The sequence below is a fragment of the Cryptosporangium minutisporangium genome, from assembly GCF_039536245.1.
Lineage (GTDB): Bacteria > Actinomycetota > Actinomycetes > Mycobacteriales > Cryptosporangiaceae > Cryptosporangium > Cryptosporangium minutisporangium.
On the sequence record NZ_BAAAYN010000043.1, the window covers coordinates 1 to 18,502 of the forward strand.

Genomic DNA, 18,502 nt, shown 5'->3' on the forward strand with positions numbered 1-18,502 from the left:
CAGCGCGGCGTTGCCCAGCGTGCAGCGGGCCAGCAGGCTGCGGAGCGTTCGGCGGAACAACAGGCCGCAGCGGCCGCGGTGCAGCGTCGGATCGCCCAACAGCGTGCGGCGGCGGCTGAGCGTGCCGCCGCGCAGGCCGCCGTTCCCGGGGCTCAGCGACCCGACGCGCGAGCGCAGGCCCCCGGCGCGGCGCCACGTCCCAACCGACCGCCGGCCGCACCACCGCGAGCGGCCGCACCACCGCGGGGCTACCCCGCGGTGCCGGAGCGACCCGCCCGGCCCGAGATCGCCCCGCCGGACGGACGCCCCGCCGACCGGACCCGCCCGGACGGTGGCACTCCCCGGGGCGCGAACGCCGAAACGGCGCGCCCCACGACGTCCGCCCCGGCAACGAGCACCCCGGATCGGCGGACAGCCGGGCAACCGGAGTACCCGGGCGTACCGCCGGGTGAGCTGTACCCACCCCTCGCCGAAGGGCCGCCGGCGCCGGTTGCCCAGCCGGAGTCGCTGACCCCGGCGGGGGCCGACCACCGCCTACCGGTCGGCCTGCAGATCGGGGTGGCGCTGCTCTTCCTGTACCTGGTGCTGGTCTACTTCGACCGCCGGTTCCTGATGCTCCACCGGCGCAGCACCAAGCCCCCGAAGGAGCCGGACGCCGGCATCGACCTGGTCCGCGACCACGCCAAGAAGGGCTAGGCCGCCAGCACCCGGCGCCGGTGGCAGGCCCGAAGGTGGCTCCCGACGAGCGCGGGAAGGCCGGAGCGGACACACGCGTCCGCTCCGGCCTCCAGCACCTCCACCACCTGTTCGGCGGGCGCGCAGCTGTCCAAGACGCCGACCACTGGCGTGCCGGGGTGCTGGCGGACCGCGGCGCGGATGCGGCCGCCGGTCGCTCGGGAGATCACCAGCAGATCGGTGTCACCCACCTCGGCCAGTGTCGTGCTCTCCAGGCGCCAGTGCACCGGGAGTTCCTCGGCGAGCGCGGCGAGGCTGTCGGGTGCCCCGACGACGGTGACTCGGACCGGAGGGCCGGGAAGTTCGTCGGGGAGCGCGCCCCAACCGGGTTCGATGACGGCGCCTGCCCCGCGGGGCGGGAGATAGCTGCTGGTCGTGATCGTCATGGTTCCTTTGTCCGCCCGCATGCTGGGGATGCGCTGTTCGTCAGATGTGTCGATTCTGTGAGAGGCGATCGTTACGGTGGCCCCGTGATTCGGGACGCGCTGATCGACCGGGTGCTGGGGCTACCGGGCAGGGCCGGGCCCTACCGGGTGGAGCGCGGGCTACGGGTGCCGATGCCGGACGGGGTGACGCTGCTGGCCGACCGGTACGCGCCGCCGGGCGACCACCCCGGTCCGGTGGTACTGGTCCGCACGCCGTACGGCCGCGACCGACAGCTCGCGCTGCTCTACGGAGCGCCGTTCGCCCGGCGCGGCCTGCAGGTCGTCATTCAGAGCGTCCGCGGGACCTTCGGCTCCGGTGGCCGCTTCGCGGCGTTCCATCACGAGAAGGAGGACGGGCTGACCACCGTGGCCTGGCTCCGGGAACAGCCCTGGTGCGACGGGCGCGTCGCGACGATGGGGTCGAGCTACCTCGGTTACACGCAGTGGGCGGTCGCGCCGTACGTCGACCCGCCGCTCGCCGCGATGTGTCCGGCGATCACCGGCTCGGAGTTCAACAGCGCCACGTACCTCGGCGGCGGCGTCGGGCTGCGGGGCGCCTTCGAGTGGGGCGTGATGGTCGAGCGGCAGGAGAACGGCCGCGGTCGTTTCCTCCGGGGTCTGCTCGGGCTGGACGTCCGGCGTAACCGTCGCGCGATGGCCGGCCTTCCACTGGCCGACGCCGACCGGCGAGCGATCGGTGCGCGCAGTGCGTACTGGCAGGAAGTGGTGGCGCACGCCGACCCGGACGACGACTTCTGGGCGCTCACCGACCACTCCGCGGGAACGGCGTCGGTCGCCAGCCCGATCTCGATGTACACCGTCTGGTGGGACATCTTCCTGGTCAACCAGTTGCGCGACGTCGTGGCGCTGCAGAAGGCAGGTAACCCGCCTCGGCTGACGGTCGGGCCCGGCGCGCACGTGGACGTCGCCGGTGCGCTGGCCGCGAGCCGGGACGCGTTCGATCACCTCTCGGCGGTGTTACTCGATGCGCCGGTGGCGGAGCGCGCGCCCGTCCGGCTTTGGCTGCAGCACGGTGGGCGCTGGCTGTCGGCGGACCAGTGGCCACCGCCCAGCACCCCCACGACGTGGCACTTCGGCCCGGGCGGTGGGCTCGGGCCGTCGCCGGTGCCGTCGGGTGACCCGGACGTGACGTTCTACGACCCGGCCGACCCGACGCCGACCGTCGGCGGGCCGGTGATCGGGCGGGACGCCGGGCCGGCCGACAACCGGGCGATCGAGGCCCGGCCGGACGTCCTCGGTTACACCAGCGACCCGGTGCCGTCCGACCTGGATCTGGTCGGAGAGGTGAGTGCGGTGGTACGGGTGCGGAGCGATCCGGGCCACGGGGACGTCTTCGTCCGGCTCTGCGACGTGGAGCCGTCGGGTCGCTCGATGACGATCACCGACGGGTTCGTGCGGCTGCGTCCGGGCGCGCCGTTCGACGTCCCGGTGGAGCTGCGGCCGACCGCGTACCGGGTGCGCGCCGGCCACCGGCTCCGCCTGCAGGTGTCCGGCGGCGCGTACCCCCGATTCGCTCGAAATCTCGGCACCGGCGAACCGGTGGCGACGGCCACCCGCATGGTGAAGGCACGCCGGGAGACGTTTGGCGGCTCGCTAACGCTGCCGGTCCATGACGCGGGATGACGCCCTGTCGTCCTCGGCTGGCGCCGCTGATGATTGGCACGCTTTCCGTGTGACGCGTCGGGTGGTTGTCGCCCTTCCCGGGCGGAGCGCGGATGGTTGTCGTGCTTCAGGGGTGACGCACACAGTGGTTGTCGCGGAATCCGTGCCATGACACGGAATGCGCGACAACGATCTCGGCGGGCACCCGGAAGCGGCGACAACCAGCCCGGATCCCTGGAGGACAACGTAGCGCCAACGCGCGGGCCGGGACCGCGGTCAGTTCCAGAAGCCGACGTGGGCGGCGCGCGCCTCGGGCAGGTCGACCGGGCCGTCGACGACGATCTCCCGCTGGCCCCGCGCGAACACCTCGCGGCACGGCAGCGCGAGCGTGGGGTTCTCCGGGTTCGCCTCGGTCATGCTGCGCAGCTCGGCTTCGCTCATCGCGAATACCACCCGGCCGATCCCGGACCAGTAGATCGCGCCCGAGCACATCGCGCACGGCTCGGTGCTGGTGTAGAGCGTGCACTCGGCCAGCTCCTCCGGGGCGAACCGGACGCTGGCCTGCCGCACCAGGTTGGTCTCCGCGTGCCCGGTGGCGTCCCGCCCGGTGACGACGCTGTTCTCCGCCGCCAGGACCTCGGCGCCGGTAGCGTCGGCGAGAACCGCTCCGAACGGGTGGTTGCCGTTGATCCGGGCGTGGCGCGCTACCCCGACCGCACTACGGAGGTGGTCGGTGTCGATCTCGTTGAGCGCCATGTGGTCATCCTCCTCCTGACAGAAGGTGTCAGGCATTCGCCCCAGGATTGACCTCGACAGCCCTTCGATTCCAGGAGTCACTCGTGTCCCGTCGCGCCACCGCTTCGTTCGTCATCGAATCTTTCGACGCCGTCGGTCAGCCGGACGGTGCGGAGGGGGAGACCGTCATCGCGTCCGCCCTGCTCAGCAAGGTGTTCTCCGGTGACGTCGAGGGAACAAGCCTGCTGCGGATGGTGTCCGCGCAGACGCCGGTGGAAGGCTCGGCGGCCTACGTGGCCGTGGAGCGGATCACCGCCAGCGTCCACGGACGCAAGGGCAGCTTCGTCCTGCTGCACACGGCGACGTACACCGAGACGCGGTGGCAGGTGGTCGCCGACTCGGGCACCGGCGAGCTCACCGGCATCACCGGGACCGCGGTGCTCGAGCGGCACGACGACGGCTCGCACACGTTCACGCTCGACTACGACCTGCCGAGCTGACCGGCGCCAGGACGCCCCGGAGGCCGGGGACTCTCGCCGGGATGATCGGCGAAATCGCCGGTTTCGGTCGATCACCGGTGGTGGACGGGTGAGCGGTTCTACGGTGGGATCGTCGCCGTCGAAAGAGGTCAACGATGACCGACGTCCACGCCGCCCCCGTCACGGCTCCCACCGGCAGTACGCTCTCGCAACTTGCCGAGCGCTCCTGGGAACGCATCGGCCGGGAGAGCATCCAGATCTTCGAGGACCAACGCTGGACCCACGCCGAGCTCGGCGCCCGGTCCCGCCGGTTCGCGACCGGCCTGCGGGAAGCGGGCCTGCGCCCCGGTGACCGAGTGGTGCTGTGCATGGCCAACTGCCCCGAGGTGGGCGTCGCCTACCACGGGATCTGGTGGGCCGGTGGCGCGACCACACCGCTGCTGTTCCTGCTCAGCGAGGCCGAGATCGCGCACGTGCTGCGCGACAGCGAGGCGGCGTTCGTCATCACGACGCCGGAGTTCCTGCCCAAGGTGCAGGCTGCCGCGCACGGCATCGCCACCCTGCGCGGCATCATCGTCGCCGGTGCGGCGCCCGGCTCCGCCACGACCCAGGCACCCGAGGGCGCGGCGCCCGGCCTGCCGGCGGTGCTGGACTTCGCCCAGCTGGAGAGCGGCCCCGAGGCGGCCCAGGTGCCGCGGCGCCCGGACGACCTGGCTGGGCTGCTCTACACCGGCGGCACCACCGGACGCTCGAAGGGCGTCACGCTCACCCACGACGCGATGTCCGCGGCTGCCTGGGCGATGGTGCACGCGTCCGAACAGGACGACGAGCTGCAGGTCGCCCTCCTTCCGCTGCCGCTCTCGCACGTCTACGGGCTGACCGTCAGCGTCATGGCGGTGCACGCCGCGACGCCGCGCACTGCGGTGCTGATGCGGTGGTTCGACCCGGTCGGCTGGTTGCGGCTCGCCGAGGAGCATCGCGCTCAGGTCGGCGCGGTCGTGCCGTCGATGCTCCAGCTGATCATGGCTCAGCCGGTGGAGGACTACGACCTCTCCGCGCTGCGCCGGATCGCCAGCGGTGGCGCACCGCTTCCGGCCCAGGTCGCGGCGGACTTCAAGCGTCGAGTGCCCGGCGTCGAGGTGTACGAGGGGTACGGCTGCTCGGAGCTCGCCGGCGGCATCTCGGCGGCGAAGCCGGGCGTCGTTCGTCCGGGCAGCGTCGGAGTTCCGATGCCGAACGTCGAGGTCCGGATCGAGCGTGCGGACGGGTCGCTGGCCGACCCGGGTGAGGACGGCGAGATCTGCGCGCGAGGGCCGATGCTGATGACCGGCTACTGGAACTCGCCCGAGGAGACCGCGCACGCGATCCGGGACGGCTGGTTCCACACCGGCGACATCGGGCACCAGGACGCTGACGGCCACCTGTACGTCGTCGACCGGATCAAGGACCTGATCATCCGGGACGGCTTCAACGTGTACCCGCGGGACGTCGAGGAAGCGATGCTCACCCACCCGGACGTGGCGCTCTGCGCGGTCGTCGGACGACCCGACCCGCGCCGCGGCGAAGAGGTGGTCGCGTTCGTGCAGCTCCGACCGGGGGCGACCGTCGGCGCCGAGGACCTGATCGCGTACGGGCGGTCGCGGCTCGCCGCCGTGAAGTACCCGCGCGACGTCCGGATCGTCGACTCGATCCCGCTGACGTCGGTCGGCAAACTCGACCGCAAGGCGCTACGCCACACGGTCTGAGGAGTGGCCGGAGCGGTGTGCACTTGGGCGACCTGTAGCCGGCCGAAGTGCACACTGCCCACAAAGGACAAATCTCACGACCCGCTGGAGACCTCGAACGGGCCCGGACGGCCCTCCCGCAACAACGTCCGCCAGCGCTTCGCGTCGTACTCCGGCGGGTCGGTGCCCTTGACGAACTCCTCGACCACGCGCAGGAACCGGTCCGGGTCGGTACGGTGCGGAAAGTGGCCGGCGCCTTCGAAGATCTCCAGTCGGCTGCCCGGCATCGCCTCGTGGGCGAGCTCCGCGTGCTGCACCGGGATGACGCCGTCCTCGGCGCCCCAGATCAGCAACGTCGGCAGGCCCTCGGTGAGGTAACACCGGTCGAGCATCGTGATCACTTGGCCGCGGGGGTCGACGGCCGCGCGGAGCGTCCGCAGGAATGCTTCCCGCGCCGTACCGTCGTCCAACGCCGGGTACGTGTCGGCGATGTAGTCCACGTCGCGGCCGGCGGCCAGTCGTCCCAACCGCCGCAGAACCGGCGCGGAGATCCGCGAAATCGCCCGGACCGGTGGCGTCCCGACGAGCCGCAGTACGTGTTCGGCGCCGGGCGCGGTGGCCAGCCGGAGCAGCGGGTGCACCTCCGGGCCGATACCGCCGCTGCCGACCAGCACGAGCCGCTCGCACCGATCCGGGAACTGGTACGCGAACTGCATCGCGACGCCGCCGCCCAGCGAGTGCCCGATCACCGTGACCCGCTCGACGTCCAGAACGCTGAGCAGGTCCCGCATGCCGCAGGCGTACGCGGCGACCGCGTAGTCGGCGCGAGGTTTGTCGGAACCGCCGTGCCCGAGCAGGTCCGGCGCGATCACGTCGTAGTGCTCGGCGAGCTGCGGTAGCACGTGCGACCAGGTGGCCGAGCTGTCGCCCACACCGTGGATGAGCAGGATCGTCGGGCCGCTCCCACTACGACGGAACGCCCGTCGGTAACCGTGTACGTCGCGGTACTGCAGTTCCATACCCACTCCCGGATCGCCAGCCGCTCGGAGTCGGCCCGGCGCTTTCAGGCCCGGTGCTTTCAGGGCCGTCGCTTTCAGGGCCGGCGCTTTCAGGGCCGGCACCTTCAGGGCCGGCACCTTCAGGGCCGGTACGGCGAGCGTGCGTCGAAGAAGTTTCCGAGGCGTCTACGAGACGGAAGCAGTCCGTTACGGCCCGCTCAGGCGGTGGCCTGACCCCGCGCAGACGCCGCCGTGGTGGCCAAGATGATCGACGCGACCAAGTCGGGTGCGTCGCTCATCGGCACGTGCCCGCAGCGGGGGAGCGTGACGTGCCGGGCCTCGGGCATCCGCCGGGCAGCCCGCTCGGCCTGGCGGGGCAGCAGGATCCGGTCGCGGGTTCCCCAGGCGATCGTCACCGGCACACCGGGGTGCCCGCGGAACTCGTACCGCGCGGCTCCGTGCGCCAGGCTGCCGAACGACGACGCGTCGCGCAGCGCGAGCGTGTCGCCGAGCGCCTGCTCCGCCGACAACCGGGACGGGTGGGCGACCAGCAGCCCGAACGAGAGCGCGCGTAACCACCGGACGTCGGAGGCGACCTTCAACACCGGCTCCGGTAAGTGGGACGCCGCCCGCAGCGAGCGCAGGATCGACAGTGCCCAGCGGATCTCCCAGCCCCGGAAGAAGCCGGCGGGCGAGAGTGCGGTGACGGTCGAGACCATGCCCGCCTTCGCCAGCTCCAGCGCGACCGCACCGCCGAGGCTGTTGCCCGCCACGTGCGGACGCTCGATGCCCATGTCGTCCAGCAGCCACCGGCTGACCTCGGCGACCAGAGCGTCGAGGGTGTCCGGTGGGCCGTCAGCGGGCAGCGGTGAGCGCCCGAAGCCCGGCAGGTCCACCGCGATCACGTCGTGGTGTTCGGCGAGGAGGTCGAAGACGGGCTCCCAAGCCTGCCAGCGGTGCCCGATCCCGTGGAACAGGATCAGCGGGGAGCCGGTTCCACGGCGTTCGTAGGCCAGCGTCATCGCTCATCACCTGTCTCCGGGGGCGTATGGAGACATCGTGACCGACAACCTTACTCGCGGGTAGGTTCTTTCCTGATCTCCCGCTCTTCAGAATCGATAAAGTAGCGCGGTGTCAGCCGACCCAGGCGCTCCCGACCCGCGTCATCGGCCCACCGAGGCTCTGCCCGATCAGCCGCACGCTCTCCTCCGCCGACGTTCCGTCCGCCGTGTCGACGCCCAGCTCGTCCAGTAGCTCGGCCACGCAGGCCACGTCCGCCGCCACCCCGGCGATCAGCGACGCGGCGTCGGTCAGGCCGGCGGCGTGCGGGCAGACGTCGATCTCCACCGGCGGGAAGTCGGCCGCGCCCGTCGCCGCCAGCACGCCCTCCACCGTCGCCCGCAACACGCTGGTCGTGGCGCGGAGCGGCGCCTCCGGCCGGGCGTGCAGCGGCAGGTGCCGACCCACTCGCCACGGTCCGGCGCCCGGCAATTGGGCCAGCGCGTTCGGCACGTCGTCGACCCCGCGGGTGCTTCCGTTCGGCTGCTGCTCGCGCACCGGCTGCGGTCCGTCCGCCGCCAGTCCGGCCAGCACCAGCCGCGCGGCCGGATCGCGCGGATCGTCCACCTGGATCGCGGCCGCCGCCTGGATCTTCTGGACGCGGAGCCCGGCCCGGTAGACCGCGGCCACCACACCGCCGGGGTCGAGGAACGACACCGCCAGTGCGCAGGTGTCGACGCACACCCCGACGTACCGCGGATCGACCCGCCCGGCGAGCCACCGCACGGCGTCCGGAACGGTGTCGAGCACGTACCCCGGCGCCGGTTCGAGCGCGAGCGTCACCGGCCGCCCGTGGACCGCGTCGATGGTGCGCAACCTCGCGACCAGCGCCTCTACGAACCTGTGCGCTTCGTCGTCGTCAGCCGCCGACCACGGGTGCCTTCCGAGCGGCACCGTCCCGAGGGTGCCGTACGCGAGTCGATCGGGGAGCAGGTCGGCGAGCACCGCCGCGCAGTCCATCGAGTAGCGCAGCCGGGCCGGATCGTTCCACCGTGGAGCGTCGCCGCCGGTGTTCAGCGTGACGACCTCGAGGCCGCGAGCATCCAGCTCGGCGCGGAGTCGTCGCCGCCCGGCGCGGTCGCCGGCGAGGCCCGCCGCGACCGACGGAGGTAACCGCAGCCCGAGCCCTAGCCGCGCCAGCGGCACCGCGCGGCGGATCGGTTCGGCGTACCGGTCGAGCTGCCGGACGACGTCGTCGAGGTCGGTGGCCGGGTGCAGATCGGCACAGTAGGAGAGCGGTCCGTCACCCATGGCGCAACATCCGTTACCCCGTCGCTCGACCCGCACCGTTACTCAACGGAGCCCCGCCTAACCACGACGTCGTCGGTGGTCCTTTACAAAGCGTGAATAAAGGAACTTTCGACACTCGGACGTGCACCATATCGGATCCCCGTGCGGCGCATCCAGGTTCGGTGACCGATATCGCCGTGACCGCTTCTTCTGCGTAACACCAGGGCGCCTGTTGGGGCCGATGGGGCGGGAGTCAGAATCTTCAGGCCGCCCTCACCGCATGATCAGGAGGCTCTTCCGATGCCACGCTCCGTGCGCAGCAACATCCTGATCACCGGAGCGAGCTCCGGGCTCGGCGCCGGTATGGCGCGGGAGTTCGCCGCGCGGGGCCGGAACCTCGCGCTCTGTGCTCGGCGCCTCGACCACCTGGAATCGCTCCGTGAGGAACTGGTCGCCGCGCACCCCGGCATCCGGGTGGCGATCCACAGCCTCGACGTCACCGATCACGACGCGGTGTTTCGGACCTTCCGCTCGTTCGCCAGCGGACTCGGGCAGATCGACCGGGTCATCGTCAACGCCGGCTCGGGCAAGGGCGCCTCGGTCGGGACCGGACGGTTCGAGGCCAATCTGGAGACCGCTGAGACCAACTTCGTCGCCGCGCTGGCCCAGTGCGAAGCGGCGATGGAGATCTTCCGCGAGCAGAACGCCGGCCACCTCGTCGTCATCTCGTCGGTCGCAGCGCTGCGAGGCGCACGGCGCGCCCAGACCGTCTACGCGGCGACCAAGGCCGGGCTGTCCACGCTGGCTGAGGGCATCCGTCTCGACGTCGCGGACACCCCCCTCCGGGTCTCGGCGATCCACCCCGGCTACATCCGGACCGAGATCAACGCGAAGGTAAAGGGCACGCCGTTCATCGTCGACACCGAGACCGGCTGCCGCGCGCTCGCGCGCGCGATCGAGCGCGAGCGCGCCTCGTCGTACGTTCCGGGCTGGCCCTGGCGCGTGGTTGCTCCCCTCTACCGGATCGCCCCTGCCTCACTCCTCCGCCGCCTTTAGATCGACGCCGTCCGGCGAACCGCCGTGGGCGGGCCCCGCCCCGCCGTCGAACTCCCGCGCTGCCCTCGCATCCCCGCCGCGGCCCGCGCTCCCACCCCCGCCGCCGTCCACTCGCGGGCGCCTTCCGCAAAGCCCCCGCCGCCCTGCCGCCCAGGGCGGGGCGGGCGTCCCTCGAGGCCACCGCTCGCAGGCCGGGGGACATTTTCGGGAAGCCCGCCGCCGCAGCTGGTTTTCGGGCAGGCCACCGTTCCCGGGGCCTCGGGGAGGTTGTTTTTCGGGAAGGCCGCCCCTGGCGGGCCAGGGAGAGGTTGTTTTTCGGGAAGGCCGCCCCTGGCGGGCCAGGGAGAGGTTGTTTTTCGGGAAGGCCACCGCTCGCGCGGCCCGGAGAGGTGGTTTTTCGGGAAGTTGGCCAGGCTGCCCGGGGCGACGTGGCGGGCATGCCGCGGAACCCGGCGCAGCGGCAGCGGCGCGGGGTGGCGATCACGGCGTCTGGGGTGCAAGCCGAGGCTCTCCAGACCGCCAGCGGCCCGGATCAGCCACGGTGGTTACTACGAGCGATGCATCAATCACGGCTAGTCATGCGGGCGGTTCAGGGGTCGCTGGACGGCGCGGTCGGTGCGAGTCTCGGCCCCGACGTGGGGGACCCGGCCGTCTCGGTCGGGCACGTCGGGCGGAGCCAGGGGTGGACTCCGCGTCATTCGCCGGGGGGCACCATGACAGCTGGCCTGCTGCCGTTATCCGTCCTGCTCGCGCCATCACCCGCGCCGTCGGAGCCCGGCCCGGCCGCGACGCCGGGGCGCCTCGAAGAGGTGATGTCGAACATCGCCGAAGCCCAGCCCAGCGCTCCGACCTGGCTGGTGATCTGCACAGGCCTGGCCGCTCTCGGCCTCTCTGGCTCGTTCGTGTTCATCGACTGGCTGGTCAGCGCGAGCCACGAGGGCGCTCACGCGGTGATGAGCGATTTCACGTCGAAGCTCGAGTGGGTCAAGATCCCGTTGAACGGCAACCCGGGGACGAAGCCTTCCGACGACACCGGGCATCTAGCGAGCATCGCTATCGGCGTCGTCGGCTACATCGGCCCGTCGCTGTTCGGACTGCTCGGTGCCGTCCTCCTGGCCCATGACCACCCGGTGGCCGTGCTGTGGCTGGCGATCGTCCTGTTTGCGGCACTTCTGTGGAACATCACGAATCCGTTCGGATTCGTCGTAGTGGGCCTCCTGGGCGGGTTTGTCCTTGTTGTCGCCTGGTCGACTTCGATCCGGTCGCAGACCACGGTCGCGTACTTGATGGTCTGGTCGCTGCTCATCGCCGGCCTCGGCGACGTCGCCAAGCTGGCGGTGAAGAGCGATCACACGAGATTGCGGGAACTCACCTGGATCCCGGCTCGGATCTGGGCGCTGTCCCACCTCGCTTTCTGCGCGTACGCGCTCTACCTCGGCGGGCGAATGCTGCTGACGGGTTGATTCGACGCGGGGTGCATCCGTCCGGCGGGTTCCGGTCGTAGCAGCAGGTGAGTACGGGCCGAGCGCCCCGCTCGACCAGCCCGAGACCGGAATTTCCTCGAGGAGGACCCGCATGCTTCGCAACCGCGCCGCCCGCGCCGCACTGGGCGCCACCGCCGTCGCACTGATCGGCGGCGGCGTCAGCGTCGGCCTGTCCACGCCCGCCGCCGCGGCTGACCCCGCCAACGTGTCGGTGGTGCACGGCATCCCGGGCGCCACCGTCGACGTCTACGTCAACGGCAAGCGCACACTCGACAACTTCGCGCCGGCCACCGTCGCCGGTCCGCTGAAGCTGCCGGCCGGCTCCTACGACCTGAAGGTCGTCGCCGGTGACGCCCCAGACGGCAACGCCGCGGCGGTCGTCGAGGCGAACGACGTCGACGTGCCTGCGGGTGCCAACGTCAGCGTCGTCGCCCACCTGGACGCCTCCGGCAAGCCGACGCTGACGCCGTTCGCCAACGACGTCTCCAAGGTCGCGCCCGGGCAGGCCCGCCTGACCGTCCGCCACACCGCCGCCGCACCCGCCGTCGACGTGCGCGCGAACCAGAAGGTCGCGTTCTCCGGCCTCGAGAACCCGAAGGAGGCCAAGGCCGACCTGCCTGCCGGCACGGTGAGCGCCGACGTCGTCCTGGCTGGACAGAGCCAGCCGGTGATCGGGCCGACCGACGTGGAGCTGAAGGAAGGCACCTCGACGATCGTGTACGCGATCGGATCGGCGCAGGACAAGACGCTGAACGTGGTCGCGCAGACGATCGAGGGGCTGCACTCCGCTCCGTCGTCGGTGCCCGCCGGGTTCGGTAGCGACGCCGGCGTGCCGCCGTACGCGCTGCTGACCGGAGGCCTTGGCCTGCTGATGCTGACCGCGGCCGGCGCTCGCCTGGCCACCGCGCGCAGCTGACCAGCTGAAGGAGATCGGTATGCGCCGCCCCGCGGCCGTCGTGTTCGGCGTCGGCATCCTGCTGGTGCTCGTCGCCGTGTCCGTGTTCGTAGTCGCACGCGATCCCGCGGAGCCACCCACCACCGAGGGTGCCGCCGCGGCGGAGCGACTCGCGACCGAGGCCCCGGCGCCCCCGGCGACCACGGCCCGGGCGGCGCAGCCGATCACTCCGCAGCGGCTCCGGATCCCCGGCATCGGAGTGGACGCCACCGTGCTGCCGGTCGGGGTCGAAGCGGCCACCGGCGAGATGGAGGTGCCCCGGGCAGTCGATCGGGTGGGCTGGTACCGCTACGGCCCCGCCCTCGACGCCCCGGCGGGATCAATGGTGATCGCCGGGCACGTCGACGACGCCAGCCAGGGCCCCGGCGCCTTCTTCGAGTTGCGAGACCTGGGTATTGACGATCGACTGGTAGTCACCGGCACCGACGGCACCGACCGTCGTTACCGCGTCGTCGCCCGCGAGGTCTTCGACAAGTCCGCGGTGCCCCTCGATCGACTGTTCAGCCGAGACGGAGCGCCGCGCCTGACGCTCGTTACCTGTGGCGGATCGTTCGACCGGGCCGCCCGCTCCTACCGCGACAACGTCGTGGTGACCGCCGTCGAGGAGGCTGGCCGATGACCCCAGGCGCAGACTCCGGTTCGCCGACCGGCGCGGAGGCCGGCCGACCGCCGGACACCCCCGGTGGCTGGCCGCCGGAGCCGACCGAGGGCGACGCCGACGCCCTGCTAGCCGCTCGGTTCCTCGCCGGCGACGAGTGCGCACTGCGCGCGATGTACGACCGATGGGGTGGTCTCGTCTACCGACTGGGCCGCCAGACGCTCCCCAGCTCCAGCGACGCCGAGGACCTCACCCAGGCGACGTTCGTCGCCGCCTGGCGGGGCCGTTCGACGTTCGATCCGGAGCGGGGACGGCTGGCCGGCTGGGTGATGGGTATCGCGAAGCGTCAGCTGGTCGACCGGCTGCGTGCCCTGCAGCGGGAAGAGCGAGTGGTCCGGGTGGTGGAGGCGGTCGAGCCGGTGATGCCGGCCCATCCCGGCCCGGAGCGAGTGCTGGACAGGCTGGTCGTGGCCGATCGATTGGCCCAGCTCAGCCCGGAGCAACGCCGGGTCGTCCAGCTAGCGTTCTTCGACGACCTGACGCACACCCAGATCTCGGGCTTGACCGGGCTACCACTCGGCACGGTGAAATCACATCTGCGCCGTGGCGTCAGCCAGCTGCGTCGATCTTGGGAGGAGGTGGACCATGCGGCACGTCGACCCTGAACGACTGACCCTGCTGGCGCTCGACGAGGACTTGCCGCCGGCCGATGCCGACGAGCAGTGGGCGCGTGCCCACCTCGCGGAGTGCCCGGTGTGCGGCCAGGAGTACGCGGCCCTCCGGCACGTCATCGGGCTGGGCCGGGAATCCGACGCCGACGACCTGGCTCCGCCCCCGCCGCCACCGCGCGTCTGGGACGCGATCCAAGCCGAAGTCCGGACCGAACTCCTGGCCGAAACCCCGGCCGAACCCCCGGCCGAACCCCCGGCCGAACCCCCGGCCGAGGTCGTTCCGCTCCGTCCTCGCGGACGCCGCATTCCGCCCCGCCGGGTGCTCACCGCCGCAGCGGCGTGCGTGCTCGGCGTCGTCCTCGGAGTGGGTGCGACGCTCGGATGGCAGGAGGTCCGTAGCCCGGCACCTACCGAGCGCACCGTGGTCGCGTCGACGGAGCTCGCGCCGGTCGGGCAGGCGGGTACCGGTAGCACCGGCGACGCCCGCCTGGTCCGCACCGACGACGGACTCGCGCTCGAGATCGACGTGCGCGAACTGCCGCTGACCGACGGCTTCTACGAGGCGTGGATGTTCGTCCCCGGCACCACCCGGATGCAGGCGATGGGTGCGGTCCGGCCGGGCGAACTGGTGCGGTTCCCGGTACCGGCGGGACTGGACCCGGCGGGCTGGCGCGGCATCGACATCTCGTCGGAGGCGTTCGACGGCGATCCGGCGCACTCGGCCACCAGTGTGCTGCGCGGTGAGTTGCGTCGGTGAGTTGGTACCACTGCGTACCAACGGTCGGTGCGGCGCGGTAGAAAGTACCCATGTCAACGCGGGTGCTCGTCGCCAACCGAGGTGAGATCGCGGTCCGGGTACTCCGGGCCGCGCGTGAGCTCGGCTGGGCCACCACAGCCGTGTACGCGGCCGACGACGCGGGCGCCGCTCACGTCGGGCTCGCCGACGACGCGCGCCCGCAGCCCGGCGCTGGTCCGGCGGCCTACCTCGACGTCGACGCGCTGGTGGCCGCCGGCGTCGAGACCGGGTGCACGCTCGTCCACCCCGGCTACGGCTTCCGTTCGGAGAGCGCCGAGTTCGCTCGGGCGTGCGCCGCGGCCGGCCTGACGTTCGTCGGGCCGGAGCCCGACGTCCTCGACCGGCTCGGCGACAAGACCAGTGCTCGTGCGCTCGCCGCGGACCTGGGGATCCCGGTCGCGGCCGGCGGGTCGACGCTCGCCGAGGCGGAGAAGCTGCTGGAGAAGCACGGCGCGGTCATCGTCAAGGCGGTGGCGGGCGGCGGCGGGCTGGGCATGCGCGTGGTACGCGACGCCGGGCAGCTCGCCGACGCGTACGAACGGTGCCGCTCGGAGGCGCGCTCGGCGTTCGGCCGGGAGGACGTCTACGTCGAGCAGTACCTGGCCGCCGCCCGGCACGTCGAGGTGCAGGTGGTCGGCGACGGCACCGGCGCGGTGGTGGCGATCGGCGACCGGGACTGTTCGGTGCAGCGGCGGCACCAGAAGCTCGTCGAGGTGGCGCCCGCTCCGGCACTGCCGCCGGCAGTGCGTGCGGCGCTGGCCGACGCTGCCACCCGGTTGACCGCGGCGGTCGGGTTCCGCGGCCTGGCCACGGTCGAGTTCCTGGTGGACGCCGATGCGCTCACGGCGGGAGCCCCGGAACCGTTCGCCTTCCTGGAGGTCAACCCTCGACTTCAGGTGGAGCACACGGTCACCGAGGAGGTCCACCGGGTCGACCTGGTAGCAGCTCAACTGCGGATCGCCGCCGGTGCGACGCTGGACGACGTCGGTCTCGCGACGCCGCCGCCACCGGTCGGGTGCGCGATCCAGGCCCGGGTGAACGCGGAGTCCTACCGCCCCGACGGCTCGCCGACGCCGTCCACCGGCACGCTCACCACCGTCACGTTGCCTGGCGGCCCTGGCGTCCGGGTCGACACCGCGGCTCGGGTGGGCGACGCGGTCTCCGCCCGGTTCGACAGTCTGCTGGCGAAGGTCGTGGTGTCCGCGCCGGACGGCCCGGGTGGAACGCTCCGTCGACTCGAGCGGGCGCTGGCCGAGACCCGGCTCGACGGCGTCGCGACGAACCTGCCCGCGCTGGCGGCGATCGTGGCGCACCCCGCGTTCCGCGACGGGCTCGCTGCCGGGACGGTCACCACCGGTTTCCTCGCCGACCACCCCGACGTGCTGCGGGCAGCGTCCGCTGCCGAGACGGTGACCACCGCAGACACTCAGCCGGGTACGGTCCCGGCCACCGCCGACCTGCGCGGTGTGGTCGCCGCGGTCCGGGCCGAGGTCGGCCGGTCCGTGCGCGCGGGCGAGGAGCTCGTGGTGGTCGAGGCGATGAAGATGGAGCACGTCGTCGCCGCGCCGGTCGACGGCACGGTGGTGGCGGTGCCGGTGGCGGCCGGTGATCCGGTCGTCGAGGGTGCGGTCGTGGCCGTCGTGCTGCCCGGTGACGCCGGCGAGGACGCGGCCGTCGAGGCCGCCGACCACGACCCGGACGCGATCCGCTCCGACCTGGCCGACGTCCTCGGGCGGCAGGCGCTGCTGCAGGACGCCGCTCGCCCGGAGGCAGTGGCGAAGCGGCACGCGCGTGGGCGCCGGACGGCCCGAGAGAACCTCGCTGACCTGGTCGAACCGGGTACCTGGGTGGAGTACGGCGGTCTGGTCGTCGCGGCGCAGCGCACCCGCCGTTCGCTCGACGAGCTGGTGGCCAAAACTCCGGCCGACGGTGTGGTCGCCGGGCTGGGGCGGATCAACGGAGACCTGTTCGCCGACGACCGGGCCCAGGCGGCGGTGCTCAGCTACGACTACACGGTGCTGGCCGGCACCCAGGGCATGGCCGGTCACAAGAAGAAGGACCGGCTGTTCGAGGTGATCGAGCGCCTGCGGCGTCCGGTCGTGCTGTTCGCGGAGGGCGGTGGCGGGCGCCCCGGCGACGTCGACGTGCAGACCGTGTCCGGCCTCGACACACAGGCGTTCACGCTGTGGGCGGGCCTGTCCGGGCTGGTGCCGCGGATCGCGGTCGTCTCCGGACGTTGTTTCGCCGGGAACGCGGCGCTGGCCGGCTGTTCCGATCTGATCATCGGCACCCGCGACGCGTCGCTCGGGATGGGTGGCCCGGCGATGATCGAGGGCGGCGGCCTCGGGGTGGTCGCCCCCGACGAGGTCGGCCCGGCGGCGGTGCAGGCCGCGAACGGCGTCCTCGACGTCTTGGTGGACGACGACGCGGCCGCGGTCGCCGCCGCGAAGCAGGCGCTCTCTTACTTCCAAGGGGCGCTGCCCAGCGGCGACGCCGTTGACCAGCGGTTGCTGCGTCAGGCGATCCCGGAGAACCGGCTGCGCGTCTACGACGTGCGGCGGATCGTCGAGGGACTCTGCGACACCGGTTCCGTGCTCGAACTGCGGAGCGGGTTCGCGCCCGGGATGGTCACCGCGCTGGCCCGGATCGACGGGCGGCCGGTCGGCGTCCTGGCGAACAACCCGCTGCACCTGGCGGGCGCGATCACCAGCGACGGCGCCGACAAGGCGGCTCGGTTCCTGCAGCTCTGCGAGGCCCACCGGCTGCCGGTGATCTCGCTCGTCGACACGCCCGGAATGATGGTCGGCCCGGACGCCGAGAAGACCGCCCTGGTGCGGCACTGCAGCCGCCTCTTCGTGGTGGGTGCCGCGCTGACCGTCCCGCTCGTCGCGGTCGTGCTGCGCAAGGCGTACGGCCTGGGTGCCCAGGCGATGACCGGCGGCAGCCTGCTGAACCCGTTGCTCACCGTGGCCTGGCCGACCGGCGAACTCGGTGCGATGGGCTTCGAGGGCGCGGTCCGGCTCGGGGCTCGCAAAGAGCTGGAGGCGATCGCCGATCCGGTCGAGCGGCAGCAGTTCTTCGAGGCCGCGGTGGCGGCGCTGTACGAACGGGGCAAGGCGCTCTCGGCCGCGACCTACGGCGAGCTGGACGACGTCGTCGATCCCGCCGACACCCGGCGGCTGATCCTCACCGTGCTGCGTTCTGCGCACCCTGGCGAGCATCGTCGCGGATTCGTCGACGTGTGGTGACGACCACATTCGTGCGCATCGGTATCACGGAGGTGGTTCGACGGTCTGTTCCGGTGAGTTCGTTGCCGGAGGGGAAGGATCGTCATGGGGTACCGAGTCAGTTTCGGACTGCGGCTGCTAGCCGTCGCCGCCGTCGTAGGCATGGTCGTGTGGGGCGCGAGCGCGGCGGATGTCGGCGCGCCGAAGGGATTGCAGAACGCGATTGAGACCCTGACCGGCGGACCGGCTGCGGCGAACGCCGCCACGCCGACCGCGTCCGCCTCCGCGGCGCCGACCGCGGCGGCGACACCGACCGCGAGCGCAGCCGCCACCACGGCCGCCGCGACCGTCCGGCCGTTCATGGCGACGGTGACCAACACGTGCGTCCCGGACGCGTCGCTGCCGAAGACGTACTACGCCGGCAAGAACTGCGCCGACCCGGACCTGCGCTACACCAAGTACCTGGTCACGCTGTCGTCCGAGGTCTACCGAGTGGTCGGCTACCAGCCCAAGATGGTCCAGCTCGGCGAGGAGACGTGCGACGCGCTGGCGACGTACGACCAGTCCCGGGTGGTCATGGACGTCACGCAGTGGCTGGTCGCCGAGCAGAACCCGACCAAGCCGCGCCAGGCCGCGCTGAGCGTGCTGAACGCCGCGACCCAGAACCTGTGCCCGGCGCTCCGGAGCAAGGTGACGATCGCTTAGTT

16 protein-coding genes and 1 pseudogene are annotated in these 18,502 nt (G+C 72.1%); 12 read left to right on the top strand and 5 right to left on the bottom strand.

All coding sequences use genetic code 11. The annotated features are described in order from the left end of the window. Positions 1 to 696, top strand: a pseudogene (locus ABEB28_RS29355) (hypothetical protein); the annotation flags it as partial. Here the strand turns inward: ABEB28_RS29355 and ABEB28_RS29360 are convergent. Next, positions 693 to 1,121 (bottom strand): hypothetical protein, encoded by a 429-nt coding sequence (locus ABEB28_RS29360; RefSeq protein ID WP_345731487.1) that lies wholly within the window; start codon positions 1,119 to 1,121, stop codon positions 693 to 695. The pseudogene ABEB28_RS29355 and the gene ABEB28_RS29360 sit on opposite strands and share 4 nt — an antisense overlap. An 84-nt stretch (positions 1,122 to 1,205) precedes the next feature. Between ABEB28_RS29360 and ABEB28_RS29365 the strand changes: the two genes are divergently transcribed. Beyond that, a complete protein-coding gene (locus ABEB28_RS29365) occupies positions 1,206 to 2,804 on the top strand; it encodes a CocE/NonD family hydrolase (protein ID WP_345731488.1) in 1,599 nt (532 codons plus the stop codon). Between the two features lie 255 nt (positions 2,805 to 3,059). On the opposite strand, the gene ABEB28_RS29370 is transcribed toward ABEB28_RS29365, so the two are convergent. Continuing rightward, positions 3,060 to 3,539 carry a nucleoside deaminase gene (locus ABEB28_RS29370; RefSeq protein ID WP_345731489.1) on the bottom strand — a complete coding sequence of 160 codons (480 nt, stop codon included), beginning with the start codon at positions 3,537 to 3,539 and terminating at the stop codon, positions 3,060 to 3,062. A gap of 83 nt (positions 3,540 to 3,622) precedes the next feature. Between ABEB28_RS29370 and ABEB28_RS29375 the strand changes: the two genes are divergently transcribed. After that, positions 3,623 to 4,018 carry a DUF3224 domain-containing protein gene (locus ABEB28_RS29375; RefSeq protein WP_345731490.1) on the top strand — a complete coding sequence of 132 codons (396 nt, stop codon included), beginning with the start codon at positions 3,623 to 3,625 and terminating at the stop codon, positions 4,016 to 4,018. A 134-nt stretch (positions 4,019 to 4,152) separates the two neighbouring features. Continuing rightward, on the top strand, positions 4,153 to 5,742 hold the full coding sequence (locus ABEB28_RS29380; protein ID WP_345731491.1) for a class I adenylate-forming enzyme family protein: 1,590 nt from the start codon (positions 4,153 to 4,155) through the stop codon (positions 5,740 to 5,742). 74 nt (positions 5,743 to 5,816) lie between these two features. Here ABEB28_RS29380 and ABEB28_RS29385 read toward each other — a convergent pair whose 3' ends face one another. The 3 genes from ABEB28_RS29385 to ABEB28_RS29395 all read right to left on the bottom strand — a co-directional run bounded on the left by ABEB28_RS29385 (position 5,817) and on the right by ABEB28_RS29395 (position 9,029). Next, complete coding sequence (locus ABEB28_RS29385; protein ID WP_345731492.1) at positions 5,817 to 6,740, bottom strand: alpha/beta fold hydrolase; 924 nt, start codon at positions 6,738 to 6,740, stop codon at positions 5,817 to 5,819. A gap of 197 nt (positions 6,741 to 6,937) precedes the next feature. Further along, on the bottom strand, positions 6,938 to 7,741 hold the full coding sequence (locus tag ABEB28_RS29390) for an alpha/beta fold hydrolase (protein ID WP_345731493.1): 804 nt from the start codon (positions 7,739 to 7,741) through the stop codon (positions 6,938 to 6,940). A gap of 112 nt (positions 7,742 to 7,853) precedes the next feature. Continuing rightward, positions 7,854 to 9,029, bottom strand: a complete 1,176-nt coding sequence (locus ABEB28_RS29395) for a TIM barrel protein (RefSeq protein ID WP_345731494.1) — start codon at positions 9,027 to 9,029, stop codon at positions 7,854 to 7,856. A gap of 279 nt (positions 9,030 to 9,308) precedes the next feature. Between ABEB28_RS29395 and ABEB28_RS29400 the strand changes: the two genes are divergently transcribed. From ABEB28_RS29400 to ABEB28_RS29435, 8 genes are all read left to right on the top strand, one after another. Next, positions 9,309 to 10,064 (top strand): SDR family oxidoreductase, encoded by a 756-nt coding sequence (locus ABEB28_RS29400; protein WP_345731495.1) that lies wholly within the window; start codon positions 9,309 to 9,311, stop codon positions 10,062 to 10,064. 713 nt (positions 10,065 to 10,777) lie between these two features. After that, a complete protein-coding gene (locus tag ABEB28_RS29405) occupies positions 10,778 to 11,527 on the top strand; it encodes a M50 family metallopeptidase (protein WP_345731496.1) in 750 nt (249 codons plus the stop codon). Between the two features lie 112 nt (positions 11,528 to 11,639). Continuing rightward, on the top strand, positions 11,640 to 12,464 hold the full coding sequence (locus ABEB28_RS29410) for a DUF4397 domain-containing protein (protein ID WP_345731497.1): 825 nt from the start codon (positions 11,640 to 11,642) through the stop codon (positions 12,462 to 12,464). A gap of 19 nt (positions 12,465 to 12,483) precedes the next feature. After that, entirely contained in the window at positions 12,484 to 13,122 is a 639-nt protein-coding gene (locus tag ABEB28_RS29415) for a class F sortase (protein ID WP_345731498.1), read from the top strand. Then, entirely contained in the window at positions 13,119 to 13,766 is a 648-nt protein-coding gene (locus ABEB28_RS29420; protein WP_376981484.1) for an RNA polymerase sigma factor, read from the top strand. Before ABEB28_RS29415 ends, ABEB28_RS29420 begins: the two co-directional genes overlap by 4 nt. After that, positions 13,747 to 14,529, top strand: a complete 783-nt coding sequence (locus ABEB28_RS29425) for an anti-sigma factor (protein WP_345731499.1) — start codon at positions 13,747 to 13,749, stop codon at positions 14,527 to 14,529. Before ABEB28_RS29420 ends, ABEB28_RS29425 begins: the two co-directional genes overlap by 20 nt. Positions 14,530 to 14,579: 50 nt before the next feature. Continuing rightward, positions 14,580 to 17,816: an acetyl-CoA carboxylase family protein gene (locus ABEB28_RS29430; RefSeq protein ID WP_345731500.1), complete on the top strand. Its 3,237-nt coding sequence runs from the start codon at positions 14,580 to 14,582 to the stop codon at positions 17,814 to 17,816. 84 nt (positions 17,817 to 17,900) lie between these two features. Then, positions 17,901 to 18,500 carry a DUF732 domain-containing protein gene (locus tag ABEB28_RS29435; RefSeq protein WP_345731501.1) on the top strand — a complete coding sequence of 200 codons (600 nt, stop codon included), beginning with the start codon at positions 17,901 to 17,903 and terminating at the stop codon, positions 18,498 to 18,500. Positions 18,501 to 18,502: the final 2 nt, after the last annotated feature.

Coding starts and splice junctions, on each gene's coding strand:
- ABEB28_RS29360 (WP_345731487.1), bottom strand. CDS start 1,121: ATGACGATCACGACCAGCAGCTATCTCCCGCCCCGCGGGGCAGGCGCC.
- ABEB28_RS29430 (WP_345731500.1), top strand. CDS start 14,580: ATGTCAACGCGGGTGCTCGTCGCCAACCGAGGTGAGATCGCGGTCCGG.
- ABEB28_RS29390 (WP_345731493.1), bottom strand. CDS start 7,741: ATGACGCTGGCCTACGAACGCCGTGGAACCGGCTCCCCGCTGATCCTG.
- ABEB28_RS29415 (WP_345731498.1), top strand. CDS start 12,484: ATGCGCCGCCCCGCGGCCGTCGTGTTCGGCGTCGGCATCCTGCTGGTG.
- ABEB28_RS29435 (WP_345731501.1), top strand. CDS start 17,901: ATGGGGTACCGAGTCAGTTTCGGACTGCGGCTGCTAGCCGTCGCCGCC.
- ABEB28_RS29425 (WP_345731499.1), top strand. CDS start 13,747: ATGCGGCACGTCGACCCTGAACGACTGACCCTGCTGGCGCTCGACGAG.
- ABEB28_RS29395 (WP_345731494.1), bottom strand. CDS start 9,029: ATGGGTGACGGACCGCTCTCCTACTGTGCCGATCTGCACCCGGCCACC.
- ABEB28_RS29420 (WP_376981484.1), top strand. CDS start 13,119: ATGACCCCAGGCGCAGACTCCGGTTCGCCGACCGGCGCGGAGGCCGGC.
- ABEB28_RS29410 (WP_345731497.1), top strand. CDS start 11,640: ATGCTTCGCAACCGCGCCGCCCGCGCCGCACTGGGCGCCACCGCCGTC.
- ABEB28_RS29400 (WP_345731495.1), top strand. CDS start 9,309: ATGCCACGCTCCGTGCGCAGCAACATCCTGATCACCGGAGCGAGCTCC.
- ABEB28_RS29405 (WP_345731496.1), top strand. CDS start 10,778: ATGACAGCTGGCCTGCTGCCGTTATCCGTCCTGCTCGCGCCATCACCC.
- ABEB28_RS29370 (WP_345731489.1), bottom strand. CDS start 3,539: ATGGCGCTCAACGAGATCGACACCGACCACCTCCGTAGTGCGGTCGGG.
- ABEB28_RS29385 (WP_345731492.1), bottom strand. CDS start 6,740: ATGGAACTGCAGTACCGCGACGTACACGGTTACCGACGGGCGTTCCGT.
- ABEB28_RS29380 (WP_345731491.1), top strand. CDS start 4,153: ATGACCGACGTCCACGCCGCCCCCGTCACGGCTCCCACCGGCAGTACG.